Annotated in this window: 10 protein-coding genes; 8 read left to right on the plus strand and 2 right to left on the minus strand. The window is 67.0% G+C overall.

Annotated features, from left to right (window positions below; genetic code table 11):
* The first annotated feature begins 2 nt into the window (after nt 1-2).
* The 8 genes from mdcG (at nt 3) to ACG00X_RS18110 (ending at nt 10,296) form a co-directional block, all read left to right on the plus strand.
* Entirely contained in the window at nt 3-671 is a 669-nt protein-coding gene (mdcG, locus tag ACG00X_RS18075; RefSeq protein WP_394490032.1) for a malonate decarboxylase holo-[acyl-carrier-protein] synthase, read from the plus strand.
* Nucleotides 668-1,543, plus strand: coding sequence for a triphosphoribosyl-dephospho-CoA synthase (locus tag ACG00X_RS18080; protein ID WP_394490034.1), 876 nt, complete (start codon nt 668-670; stop codon nt 1,541-1,543). Before mdcG ends, ACG00X_RS18080 begins: the two co-directional genes overlap by 4 nt.
* The gene (locus tag ACG00X_RS18085) at nt 1,540-2,469 is read left to right on the plus strand and encodes an acyltransferase domain-containing protein (RefSeq protein ID WP_394490036.1); all 930 of its coding nucleotides are present in this window, start codon (nt 1,540-1,542) and stop codon (nt 2,467-2,469) included. The genes ACG00X_RS18080 and ACG00X_RS18085 overlap by 4 nt, the downstream gene beginning before the upstream one ends.
* 33 nt (nt 2,470-2,502) lie before the next feature.
* On the plus strand, nt 2,503-3,252 hold the full coding sequence (locus ACG00X_RS18090; protein WP_394490038.1) for a Hint domain-containing protein: 750 nt from the start codon (nt 2,503-2,505) through the stop codon (nt 3,250-3,252).
* Nucleotides 3,252-4,247 (plus strand): polymorphic toxin-type HINT domain-containing protein, encoded by a 996-nt coding sequence (locus ACG00X_RS18095; RefSeq protein WP_394490039.1) that lies wholly within the window; start codon nt 3,252-3,254, stop codon nt 4,245-4,247. The genes ACG00X_RS18090 and ACG00X_RS18095 overlap by 1 nt, the downstream gene beginning before the upstream one ends.
* Before the next feature lie 1,182 nt (nt 4,248-5,429).
* Nucleotides 5,430-5,804: a hypothetical protein gene (locus ACG00X_RS18100; RefSeq protein ID WP_394490041.1), complete on the plus strand. Its 375-nt coding sequence runs from the start codon at nt 5,430-5,432 to the stop codon at nt 5,802-5,804.
* Nucleotides 5,805-6,418: 614 nt separating this feature from the next.
* Complete coding sequence (locus ACG00X_RS18105; protein ID WP_394490043.1) at nt 6,419-7,669, plus strand: acyltransferase family protein; 1,251 nt, start codon at nt 6,419-6,421, stop codon at nt 7,667-7,669.
* A 536-nt stretch (nt 7,670-8,205) separates the two neighbouring features.
* Complete coding sequence (locus ACG00X_RS18110) at nt 8,206-10,296, plus strand: RICIN domain-containing protein (protein ID WP_394490045.1); 2,091 nt, start codon at nt 8,206-8,208, stop codon at nt 10,294-10,296.
* A gap of 145 nt (nt 10,297-10,441) precedes the next feature.
* Here ACG00X_RS18110 and ACG00X_RS18115 read toward each other — a convergent pair whose 3' ends face one another.
* Together ACG00X_RS18115 and ACG00X_RS18120 are read right to left on the minus strand one after the other, a co-directional pair.
* A complete protein-coding gene (locus ACG00X_RS18115; RefSeq protein WP_394490047.1) occupies nt 10,442-12,226 on the minus strand; it encodes an ABC transporter ATP-binding protein/permease in 1,785 nt (594 codons plus the stop codon).
* Between the two features lie 164 nt (nt 12,227-12,390).
* Nucleotides 12,391-12,873 carry an ornithine carbamoyltransferase gene (locus ACG00X_RS18120; RefSeq protein WP_394490049.1) on the minus strand — a complete coding sequence of 161 codons (483 nt, stop codon included), beginning with the start codon at nt 12,871-12,873 and terminating at the stop codon, nt 12,391-12,393.
* Between the last annotated feature and the right edge of the window lie 94 nt (nt 12,874-12,967).

The following is a 12,967-nucleotide window of genomic DNA, read 5'->3' on the forward strand; positions in this document are numbered from 1 at the left end:
CCATGGTGGTGGCCCTGCACCGGCACCAGATCGCCTGGCTGTCGGCCAGCGGCTGGGCGCACCTGCTCGCCGGTGACTGGGACGCCCAGGCGCGCGACTGCCTGAGCCACTGGGCGGCACACCAGTTGCCGCTCGTCGTGACCCGCCAGCCCGAGGTGGGCGACGCCATCGCGCTGGGCCTGGGCCTGAGCCTGGGCCTGTGCGCGCCGCAGCGCTGGGGCCGGCGGCGCCTGCCGCTGCGCGTGGCCCGCGCCGACGTGCTGCGTTTCGACGAGTTCCCGCCACTCGGCCAGCTCGTCACGCAGCTGCCGCCGGCCGCGCGCGCGCCGGCCCGCCAGCTCGGCGTGGCGCTGCTGGCCTGCGGCGCCACGGCCCGTGTCTACGGCAGCCATGGCTGGCAGCACCTGACCGGCCTGTCGCATGTGCGCGAGGGCTCCGACCTCGACGTGTGGGTCGGCGTGGCCGGCGCCGCGCAGGCCGATGCGGTGGCGGCCGCGCTCCACGCCTTTGAGGCGCCCGGCTGCCGGCTCGACGGCGAACTCGTGTTCGACGGCGACGCCGCCGTCGCCTGGCGCGAGTGGCTGGCCTGGCGCAGCGGCCGCGTGGCGTCGCTGCTCGTCAAGCGGCTGCATGGCGCCAGCCTGCTCACCTCGCTGGAGGCGCTGGCATGACCGCCCGCTGCGCGCCCGTGGCCGCCGCGCCGCGCCCGCGCCGCGTGCCCACGCCGCAGATGATCGGGCGCGCCGCCACGCTGGCGCTGCACGACGAGCTGGCCCTGTCGCCCAAGCCGGGCCTGGTCACGCTGACCGACCGGGGCAGCCATGCCGACATGGATGCCCACACCTTCATGCGCAGCCTGTTCGCGCTGCGCGGCTACTTCGTGCGCATCGCCGAACTGGGCCACGGCGGCGCGCCGTTCGAGGCGCTGGAGCAGTGCGGCATCGCCGCCGAGGCGCGCATGCTGGCGGCCACCGGCGGCGTCAACACGCACCGCGGCGCCATCTTCATGCTGGGCCTGCTGTGCGCGTCGGCCGGCGTGCTGGCGGCCCAGGGCCGCAGCCCGGCACCGGCGGCGCTGCGCGAGGTGCTCACGCAGCGCTGGGGCGAGGCGCTCGCGGCGCGCGCCCTGCGCCCGCCCACGCTGCCAGGCGGTCTGGCCGCGCGCCGGCTGGGGCTGCGCAGCGCATCGGCCGAAGCCGCCGCCGGCCTGCCCACGCTGTTCGACACCGCCATGCCGGCGCTGCGCGCGGCGCAGCAGCGCGGTCTGCCGCCAGCGGCGGCGCGGCTGGACACGCTGTTCGCCGTCATCGCCACGCTGGACGACAGCAACCTGGCCCACCGCGGCGGCCTCGGCGGCCTGCGCTTTGCCCAGGCGGCGGCGCGTGGCTTCCTGGCGGCCGGCGGGGCGGCGGCGCCCGGCGGCATGCAGGCCGCACAGGCCATTGGCGCCGCGTTCGTGCAGCGCCGGCTCTCGCCCGGCGGCGCCGCCGACACCCTGGCCGCCGCCTGCTGGCTGGACCGCCTGCAACCCACCGCCCCGTGAGCCTGGCGCTGCTCTTCCCCGGCCAGGGCGCCCAGCATGCCGCCATGCTGCCCTGGCTGTGGGCGCAGCCGGCGGCCGCGCCGGCCTTGCAGTCGCTGTCGGCCGTGCTCGGCAGCGGCTGGCAGGCCCGGCTGGCCGATGCCGACTGGCTGCACGCCAACGCCGTGGCGCAGCCGCTGTTGACGGGCCTGTGCCTGGCCGCGTGGCGGGTGCTGGCGCCGCAATTGCCGGCCCCGGTCGCCGTGGCCGGCTACAGCGTCGGCGAACTCGCCGCGTTCGCGGCGGCGGGGGTGTTCGATGACGCCGCCGCCGTGCCGCTGGCCGCCGCGCGCGCCCAGGCGATGGACGCCGCTGCCGCCGGCCGGCCGGCCGGCCTGCTGGCCGTGCAGGGCCCGCAGGCGAACGCGCGGGTCATGGCGCTGGCCCAGCCCGGCAGCGACCTCGCCATCGCCATCCGCATCAGCCCGGAGCGCGTCATCGTGGGCGGCCCGTTGGCGGCGCTGGAGGCCGGCGCGGCCGACTGGAGCGCCGCCGGCTTGCGCTGCAGTCGCCTGCCCATCGGCGTGGCCTCACACACGCCAGCCATGGCCCCCGCTGCGGCGGCCTTCGCGGCGCAACTCGCCCACGCGCAGCTGCGCCACGCGCGGGTGCCCGTCGTCTGCAACTTCACCGGCGCCGCCGGCCGCACCCCGGCCGTGCTCGCCCCCGCGCTGTCGGGCCAGATCGCCAGCACCGTGCGCTGGGACGACTGCATGGACACCCTGGCCGAGCGCCAGCCCCGCTGCGTGCTGGAAGTCGGCCCCGGCGCCGCCCTGGCCGCGATGTGGCGCGAGCGCCACCCCGGCATCCCCGCGCGCTCCATCGACGAGTTCAGTGGGGTGGAAGGGGTGGTGCGGTGGGTGGAGGGGGTAGGGGGGGTAAATTAAGGCTTCACCCCTAATGGCTTTGTTTCGCTCTCCATGCCGCAAGAAAAAATCCTGTCAGAAATCACCCAGCCGGCGGATGCGGTGCGCAGCTGCTTTGAGAGCGGCGCTTGTTTTGCGGCCGGCACTCTCGTGCATACCAAGGAGGGACTCAAACCTATTGAGCAGATTCAGGTTGGCGATTGGGTACTGTCCAAACCAGAAAACGGTGGTGAGCAAGCCTGCAAGCGCGTGGTCAAGACGTTTGCTCACCCGCCCGAACGCGTGGTCGAGGTTCAGTATGTGTTGCCGAACCAAGACATCAACAGCAGTCAAGGCTTCAGAGTGGGACGCCTGGTTGCCACACCCAGCCATCCGTTTTGGACCAAGGAGGAAGGGTGGACGGCCCCCATCAATATGCAAGGCTATGGGATGACACACTTCCACTTTGAAGACAAAGATGGGGCTGACCTCGATTACTGCACGATTAAAAACATCTACATTTCAGACCAGCCGAATGTCGGGTGGACGCCTGCTAGGAATACCGTGCGAACTGATGATCTCGGCCACTTGCGCGATTATTTTCATAAAAAATGGCTGGCCCTAGAAGTCTCGGCGATTGACGCGGTGGTCGACATCGACTACGCCGATGACAGGGATGCCCTTTATTTCAAGATGCCGGTCTATAGTCTAGATGTGGAGGATTTTCATACGTATTACGTTGGCGAGCACGGCATTTGGGTGCGCAACCGGAACTGCGGAGGGCTTGAAATTTGGGATTCGCAACGAAAAGTCGGGGTCGGCTAATGGGTAATCCCGAATTTCTTGTCAAGGCCTATAATCAGATGGTCAGCCAGATCGACACTAGCCTGCCAAAGGCGCAGCAATTGGAATTGCTGGACAAGGCTCGCGCGGCTCTGCGCAAGGCCGCCGAAGTGTCGTTGATCGACGCCGACCGGGCCGCGAGCTTGTCCGAAAACGTCTTCCGCAAGAGCTTGCAAAAGCGGACCGAAGAACTGCACGTAGCTAAATTTGCCGGTGAAGCTCTCCAGAAGAAAGCGCTGGCAGAGCTGCGCAAAGTTGCGGTGGGTTGCTTTATCGCCGGCACTTTGGTGCATACCAAGGACGGGCTAAAACCCATCGAGAAAATCCAAGTAGGCGACTTGGTGTTGTCTCGGCCCGATGACCTCACGAAAGGCACCGAAACAGGCTACAAGCGAGTGGCGAAGACTTTTAGATTTGAAGATAAAGAGATCATTCGCTTTGTTTGGTCGCAAGATACTGCTGACGGCCAAGGCGCGAGCCATTCGGTATTTGCTACGCCTAACCATCTGGTCTGGAGCTATCCCCATGGTTGGGTACCGATGGGACGTATGCACATGGTGGGACGCGGAATTCCTGGAACGGTTCCGATTAGCGACAAGCCATGGTGGGGACAGGATTTGGTGATTGCTGACGGTACTGCCGGGCAACGGTATGACGTGTTTGACTTGTTCCGAACCGATCGAGCGGAAGTCGCCTTTGATAACGAGGAGGAGCTTAGCTGGGGCATGGGAGAGTTGATAGACCTTTCGGGCGCTGTTCCCCGATTTTCGCCCGACGAAATGCCCTATGACTACGAAAAATGGGGCGACCCCGTCAACGAAACCCGCCAGCGCTATAGCACCACTGTGTATAACCTGGAGGTGGAAGATTGGCATACCTACTTTGTCGGCGAGGCAGGGCTGTGGGTTCATAACAAAAACTGTGAGGACCCCCCGCAGAAATCGGGGGCACCCATTGGCCCAATCCACCGAACTTAAGCCCCATCACCCCTTGTAGACGAGGCTGGGATGCGGCTTGAGTGGGCGCTTGGGACGAGGGCGGGAGCGGCCCGGGATGTATTTCTGAGCGGTGCGGCCCACCCGAGTTCGACGCCAACCGTCGTAAGTGATTGATCCGTATAGGTCAGCCCTTCGGAATTGCCACTACAGCAGCGTCAACTGGGTGTCGATCGTCGGTTTCTTGATGCAAATCGGGGTCACCCATTAGCCGATCCCGTCTAGTGGCAAACACACGCACAAATCGGGGTCAGGTCTCAAATTTAAACCCCGCTTTCCGAACCGCTTGGTGTACAGGTCGGGCGATGGTTTGAAATTCGACGCACGCTGATGTCGTGGGGTTTAAATTTGAGACCTGACCCTGAATTTCGCAAAGGTTCGGAGTCCAGTAGAAATCAACTTCGTCGATGTGGAGAACATGTCTTGCATTGCGGACTTTTCAAGCATGGCGACCAATAGCCGCGCAGGCAATATCAACTACTGGGCGCCTGCGGATGGTGGGAACACATACGTTTACTTGAGCGAAGGGTGCGTCGTCATTCGGGCTGCTGAAGTGCGCCTCAGCCTTGTTGGTGGTAGCTGAGCTGAAGATGGGCGGTCCGCCGCTGCCGGCGCGCAGCGCAGGAAGCCCGGTAGGCTGGCGTAAACGCTGCGCACCCCAGCACTCAGCTCGGTAGGCAGGGATGAGTTATGCGAACTCCAGCGTTTTCGCAAACAATCCATCGGGATGAGTACGTGAATACCAGCAGCTGGGCCAAAGAAATTTGTTGGGCTTCACTTCGCTCAGCCCAACCTACCGAGCTAATTGATTCAACCGGCCTGAAGACTTTTAATGCATGCGAAACTGCGGGGTTCTTTGATGCGGCGCAACTGCAGTCCTTGGCAGATGCCTACAGGAATCATGGGCCGGATGGTAGGTACGATTTCGTAACGGGATCCAGGGGGCGCATCGAATGGACAAATGGACCATCGGAGGGCGCACATACAACGCCAACGAGTTTGGCAACGTATTGGCGGGCTACACCGGGGGGGGCAAGTTCGGGGAGTCCTTTGGCGGCGGTCTCGTGAAAGCTGCCGGGATATTCGCAAACGCTGGGGATAATGGATGGTTAAAAAGTGACTTGGACGCAAGTAGCAGGCCCTACATCTCGCTCGGCGCGAAACTTGGCGCAGCAGACGCCGCAGCTGGCCGTACCGGTGGAGTATGCAGCTGTGGAACGAAGTGATCGTGTGATGCGCACGCCAATTTCTCGGATTGAAAGAATCATCGTTGCTCTTGCGCTGCTGGTACTGCTACTAACGGTGATTACGTCGAGCGGCATGCTGCCGCAGCGGTCGTTTACCAGCCTGCTTGCAGGTTTTGCGATGCTTGGAGCTAGTGGTGCTGAAGTGGTGTGTCTTTGCTGGCTCATCGCTCGCAAAGTGTCGAGCGGAAATCCATCTGGCCGCAAGATTGGGGTCGCCGTGTTGGCCGGTATTGCGGGTGCGGCGCCGGCGGTAGTAACAGTCGTACGACTCTTGGTTGAGGCTTACTTCTGAATCCGCAAATTCGGGGATCGCGGTAGAGATACCCATTACTGGACCTGATTCGCAACCAATCTCCGCAGGCTCACGCCATGAGCCTGCGCGGTAGCCCGGTAGGTTGGGCTGGGAAGCCCAACGCCTTCACGAGGTGCTGAACGCTGCAAACCCCGATCCCGGCCGCCTGGCCCGGGGCGAGGGGGAGCTGCGCGAAAGGAATTCGGGGTAAAGTCTCAAATTTAAACCCCTCACTCACCAATCCGCGCTGAATTTCTCCGCACTGCGCAATCCTCCCCATCAGATACCAGGAAACTACCTGCCCGGCACCGTCATCCCAAAATCACGCAGCTGAAATTGCAACCCCGCCGAACCGGCAGTCCCCCTGCCCAGCAGCGCGCAAATTTGAAACTGCCCCCGAATTGAAAATTGCGCCTGCTTACCATGGCGGCGCGGCGAGAGCCTAGGGGCGCGATCAGAATGCCGGCGGATGACATCACGCGAAATGCCGTGGCCGACCGCCAGCAGCTCAAGCATTCATCCGCTGGCTGGCCTGCCGGCTCGTTCGCAAAAAAGTGGCCGCCCGATGACGCGACGCGATCGGCCGGCTGCCAGTTCAATGCCTGGGGTTCAAGGTGATCGCTGATCGCGACACCGGGGCGCCTGTCGGGGCGGTGAGCGCGCCCGGGGCGAAGGGCGCGGCCGCGCGAGACCATCTCGTGGCGCTGACCGGGCTGCGTTTCGTCGCGGCTTTCGCGGTGCTGGTGTTGCACTACCGTGATCTGCTGGGGCCGCTGCCGGGCTGGCTGTTGCGCGGCATCGTGGGCGGCCAGTACGGCGTGACCTTCTTTTTCATCCTCAGCGGTTTCATCCTCACCTACCGCTACCGGGAGTGGTTTGCCGGTGGCGTGGGTGAAGCGCCGTACTGGCGCTTTCAGCGGCTGCGGGTGGCGCGCATCTACCCCGTCTACCTACTGGGCCTGCTGCTGGACACGCCCTGGCACCTGATCGAGCGGGCGCAGGCCGGCCAGCTGGCCGAAGTGGGGCAAACCTACTGGGCGTCGTGGCTGCTCAATCTGGTCGGCCTGCAGGCCTGGGTGCCGGCGGTGCCGTTCGCGATGTTCTGGAACACGCCCGGGTGGAGCGTGGCTGCCGAGTTCTTCTTCTACGCGACGTTTCCGTTCGTCTGCGCCTGGCTGTCTTCGCGCGTGCGCCGCACGGCGAGCCTGGCCACGCTGTTCGCGGCCGTGGTGCTCGGTGGCGTCGCGCTGTATGGCGGCGTGATCTACGTCCTCAACTACGTGTGGCCGGTCAGTGGCGAGACGCAATACCTCGTGCTGGTCTACAACCCGCTGCTTCGCTACAGCGAGTTCATGGCGGGCTGCATCGCCGGGCAGTACTTTCTGCGGCGGGCGGCCGCGCGGCCACGCTCACCCGTGGACGAACGCGCGTCACGGCGCCGGCGTGACGGTGTTGTCGTGCTGTGCTTGGTGGCCGTGTGTGCGCGCATCGCGTCGCCCGACTACACCGGGCCCAGCCAGTGGCTCTGGCTGCTCGACGTGTCGGTCAAGTACGCCATCTTCATCGTGCCCTTCACGGCCATCATCCTGGCCGTCGCGAGCGGGCGCACGTGGCTGAGCGTGCTGCTGGAGCGCCGCTGGATGGTGGTGCTGGGCGAGGCCAGCTATGCGCTCTACATCATCCATTGGCCGGTGACGACCTTCCTGCGCATGGGCTACCTCGGCAGCTTCTCCACCCCGGCCGTGCACCTCATGCTGCTGCTCGCCACCGTCGGCGCCTCGGTGCTGGTCTATCGGTTCGTCGAGGTGCCGTGGCGCGAACGGCTGCGGGGCTCGGCGGCCAATGAGCGCGCCCCGAGCCATTGATTGAATTTCTTTGGGGGATGCCGCCTGTGCCGGTGCGGCTGACGCCGGGATGTTGATGCCCCGATCTGCTGCGTTGTTGGCGAACGTGCAGGCTTGACGATGAAACATCGCCGGGCTGGCAATTTCATGAACCAGGTCTGAATCAGGCAACCTGCCGCCGAATCGCGCAGTTCGCATCCAGGGAATCGCCCCGGGTGCGCGCCCAACGCGCCGGGCCGGCGTCCGTGGGAGCGCCGTCAGCCAGTGAGGCCCTCGCGGGCGCGCCTAACGCAGCCGCAGCGAGGAATGCGCAAGTCACCCGGCATGGGTCAGGGTGGGTGTTGCAATTGGTCGTATTTGTTACTGGCGCCTGTTGCTTCGTACCCGTGCAAGGCCTGGTCTTGGCGCGCTTACTGCAGAAAATCCGCCACGCGCAAAGGCTGACCCTTGTGGGTTGGCTGCCGCACTGCCCATCACCCCTTGCCCGGTACTCCTCCATGCCTACCAGACGTCTTTCGGCGGCACCCCTGTGGGTCGCATTGCTTCCAGTGTTGCTGATGCAGCCTGCCCAGGCCGAGACGGTGGTGTCCAACACCAGCAGTGCCGCGGTCGACAGCAACAGCGGCCTGTGCATGGGCCTGAAGGGCAACAGCACGGCCGCCGGTACGCTGGTGCAGGCCCAGAGCTGCAACCAGAGCGCCACCCAGACCTGGAAGTACGTGCGTGACAGCGCCGGCTACTACCAGGTCATCAACAGCGCCAGCGGCCAGTGCCTGGATGTGCCGGGGGCGACCAGCGCCGTGGACAACAACCTGCAGCAATGGGGCTGCAGCGGCGCGGACAACCAGCGGTGGAACCTCAGCGACCAGGGCAATGGCCAGTTCGCGCTGATTGCCAAGGCCAATGGCCTGGCGCTCACGGTCTATGCCGGCGGCACCAGCAACGGCACGCGCATCGTGCAAAGCACCTGGTCGTCGACGGCCCAACAACGCTGGAAGCTGCCGGGCGCCACGCTCAACGGCAGCGGCCCCAGCTCAGGCGCGGTGCTGACCCTCAAGGGCGTGGATGCCGGCAACTGCATTGGCGTGGCGGGCAACAGCACGGCCGCGGGTGCCGCGCTGCAGAGCCAGACCTGCGCCAACACCACGTTCCAGCAATGGAAGGTCGTGCGTGACGCCGCCGGCGACTACACGCTGACCAATGTGGGCAGTGGCCAGTGCATGGATGTGCCGGGGGCCTCCACCGTGGGCGGCGCGGCCATTCAGCAATGGGGCTGCAGCGGCGCCGACTGGCAGAAGTGGCGCTTCAGCGAGGACGGCAATGGCCACTACTACCTCACCGCCAAATCCAGCGGCCTGAGCCTGGACGTGGCGGGCGCCAGCAACGCCAGCGGCGCGGCCATCATCCAGTACCGCAACCTGGGGCAGAGCAACCAGCAATGGACGGCCACCGCCGTGTCTGGCAGCACCGGCAGCACTGGCGGCCCGGTGGGCTTTGCGGCCGGCGTGACCGGCGGCCAGGGCGGCAGCGTGGTCACCGTGACGACGCCGGAGCAGCTCAAGGCCGCGCTGTGCGGCTCCCAGTCCAACAGCACCTGCACCGACAACACGCCGCGCATCATCCGCGTCTCGGGCAGCATCGACTTCCGCGGCACCGAGGGCAACAAGACCGAGGTGGGCTGCACGTACTCGAACAACAGCTGCTCGGTGAACGGCAAGTCCGAGCGCATCCTGGCGGTGCAGAGCTATTGCTCGGGCCGCAGCACGTACAAGATCACCTTTGATGCGGCCGGCAAGACGCCGCTGCTGGTGGGCTCGAACAAGACGCTGATCGGTGTCGGCGCCAACTCGGGCATCAAGGGCAAGGGCCTGATCCTGCGCGGCGGCGTGTCCAACATCGTGATCCGCAACCTGTCCATCACCGACATCAACGACGGCGTGATCTGGGCGGGCGACGCGGTGACGATCGACAACGCCTCCGGCGTCTGGATCGACCACAACTACTTCGCCCGCATCGGCCGCCAGATGATCGTGACCGGCTGGGGCACCGCCAAGCGCGTGACCATCTCGGACAACTTCTTCGACGGCACCACCGATTACGGCCACTACTGCAACGGCAAGCACTACTGGGTGATGCTGCTGCTGGCGGAGGACCAGACCATCACGCTGGTGGGCAACCGCCTGCACAACACCTCCGGGCGCTCCCCCGAGACCGGCAAGAGCGACAGCGCGGCCACCGGCGGCATCGTCCACCTGGTCAACAACTACTACGACGGCAACTACTACTTCGGGCTGGACGGCACGCCCGCCACGGCGGCGCTGCTGGAGGGCAACTACTACGGCGGGGGCGACTACTTCTTCCCCATCCTGACCGACAGCACCAATGACCTGGTGTTCGCCCCGCTGAGCGCCAACCTGACGCAGGCCAACAGCAGCTGCAGCTCCATCCTGGGCCGGGCCTGCGTTGCCAACTCGCCCAACAACCTGAAGCAGGGCGCCACCACCGACAGCTTCAAGCTCTCGGCGGGTGTGATGTCGCGCATCCAGGCCACCGCTGGCGCGGCGGCGGCCATCAAGTCGATCCAGCCCGTGGCGCCCGCGAGCCTGCCGTCCCGCTCCACCGGGCCGCAAGCCAGCATCAGCAACTGATGCGGGGGTGGGAGGCAGTTCGGCATGCCCACCTGGCTGGTTGAACGCCGCCCACTCTTCGCAGTTGCAATGCCCGCCGTAGCACGAGCCACGGCGGCGCTTTAAGCCGGACTTGGGGCGCTTTGGGGCGCCGCGGCGTGCGGCATCAGGGCTCGTCCCGGTCACTGCCGCCCGCCTGGCGCGCGGCTCGCTTCGCTCCCGTCTCGCCGCCCGGCTCGGCAGCTGTGGTTGAACCCGCCGCCGAGGCGGCGAGGGCAGGGTCGGGTGTGTGGAAGAGCTTCCAGCGGCCGCCGCCGGTGAGCTGCAGCACGCGGCGGTGGAAGCTGGCGACGGCGGCGCGGTGGGCGATGCTGATCAGCGTGGTGCCGCGCTCGCGCAGGCGCTCGTAGAGGCGCTGCTGGTTGGCGTCGTCCAGCGCGCTGGTGGCTTCGTCCAGGATGGCCACGCGCGGGGCGTGCACGAGCAGCCGCGCGAACGCGAGCCGCTGCTGCTCGCCGCCGCTGAGCAGCTTTTCCCAGTCCTCGCTGCGGTCCAGGCCGGCGGGGGTGTCGGCCAGGTGGTGCAACTGCACTTCGTCCAGCACCTGCAGCAGCTCGGCGTCGCCGCGCGTGCTGTGCGTGCTGGGGTAGATGAGCTGGCTGCGCAGCGTGCCGGTCTGCAGGTAGGGGCGCTGGGGCAGGAAGAACACGTCTTCCTGTGGCGGGTGCTCGATGCGGCCACCGCCCTGCGTCCACAGCCCGGCGATGGCGCGCAGCAGCGAGCTCTTGCCGCTGCCGCTGGCGCCGGTGATGAGCAGCGACTCGCCGGCCGGCACCGTGAGCGACAAGTCCTTCACCAGCACGCGGTCGCTGTCGGGCGCGGTGACGGTGAGGCCGTGCAGCGTCAGCTCGCGGGCCGGTTGCAGCGCGATGCCGGCGGCGGGTGGTGCCTGCTCCAGCTTTTCGGCCATGACGTGCAGGCGGTCGATGCCGGCGACGAAGCGCGACAGGCTCTCGAAGTTCTCGACGATGACGGACACCGCGCTCAGCACCGCCGCGAAGGCGCCGCCGGCCTGCACGGCCTGCCCCACCTCCAGCTCGCCCGCCAGCACCTGGCCGGCCAGCACGACGAAGGGCACCAGCAGGCTGAGCTGGCTGAAGGAGCGCTGGAACAGGTTCAGCATGAACTGCGCGCGGATCATCTTCTTGGTGTTGAGCAGCGCGGCGCGAAGGCGCTGGTCGAGCTGGCGGCGCTCCTGCTTCTCGCCGCGGTAGAAGGCGATGGACTCGGCGTTCTCGCGCAGCCGCATGAGGCGAAAGCGGAAGTCGGCTTCGCGCTTGAGCTGCCAGAAGTTCAGCCGGATCAGCGGCCCGCCGAACAGCCCGATGGACAGCACGGTGCCCAGCAGCGCGTAGGCGATGAGAAAGCCCACCAGCAGCTTGGACAGCGCCCACAGCACCGTGCTGAACGCCACCAGCTGCATGACCGAGCCCAGCAGGATGAGCAGGAAGTTCAGCGAGCGGCCGGTGAAGGTGTTGACGTCGTCGGCGATGCGCTGGTCGGGGTTGTCGACGCCGGCGAGCCGGAAGTACGCGCGGTCGCCGAGGTAGGCGTCGAGGAAGCGGTGCGTGAGCCAGCGCCGCCAGTCGTTGGCATAGGCGTCGCGGGCGGCGTAGTAGATGGCGTAAACGGGCACGGCGATGCCCACCACCCACAGCATGGTGCGCACGGCCTGCCAGAAGCGGTCGGCGTCGCGCGCGGAGAGCGCCGAGGTCAGCTCGCCGGTCTGGTGGTTCACGAGCACGGCGAGCTGGGTGTCCAGCAGCATCAGCACCACCAGGCCCACCAGCACGGCCCAGGCCACGCGGCGCCGGTCGCCCGTCCAGTAGGGGCGGGCGACGACGAGAAAGCGCCTCCAGGCGGAGGGCGTGCCGGGCGTGGGCGTGGGCATGTGGGCGTTGGGCGTGTTGCGAGCGGGCGCGATACAACCAGCGTAGGCCGGCGCAAGGGGCCGCGCTGTCGGACGGCAGCCCGGGCGGGCGTCGCCCGCAGCCGGCGCAGGCCGGAGGGAGTCGGGCGGCGGCCGCCCCGGCCGTGGGGGCGCTGGGAATCTGCTCAGCTCAGCGCGGTGCTGAGCAGCGCCTGCAGCAGGTGGCCGTGGTTGGCGGCCGTGTCGCCGCTCATGGACGCGGCCAGCCGGTACAGCGGGTGGCCGGTGCCGGCCACGCAGTCGAACACCGGCACGCCGGCGTTGCGGCCGAGCTCGCGCAGGTCTGGCGCCGCCAGGCCCTGGCATTCGATCGCGTCGTAGAGCTGGCCCAGCAGCGAGGCCAGCTCCTGCACATGGTGCTCGCCCGGCCCGCTGGCACGCACGCGCGCCACATGGCCGCCCAGCGCCGTGGCGGCCTGCTCGAACGCGCGGGCCGAGGGGCTGTCGTGGTCGTCGCTGAGCAGCGCCAGCCGCTTGCCCAGCAGCACCTTGCGCAGCCCGCCCGCGCCGGCCGCCGCGAGCCGCAGGCGCTCGGCACCGGCCACCAGCGCCTGCCCGTCGGCGGCGCTGATGTCGGCAGGAGACCAGGGATAGGGGGCGAGCAGCATGGGACCGGCAGGCTAAGGCGCGGCCCGCGCGGCCGAGCTGACGAAGATCAATTTCCGCAGCCCGTTTACCGTCGGTTTACCGAGTGTTTCCGAG

It is taken from the genome of Pelomonas nitida, from assembly GCF_043555975.1.
Classification (GTDB): Bacteria; Pseudomonadota; Gammaproteobacteria; order Burkholderiales; family Burkholderiaceae_C; genus Pelomonas; species Pelomonas nitida.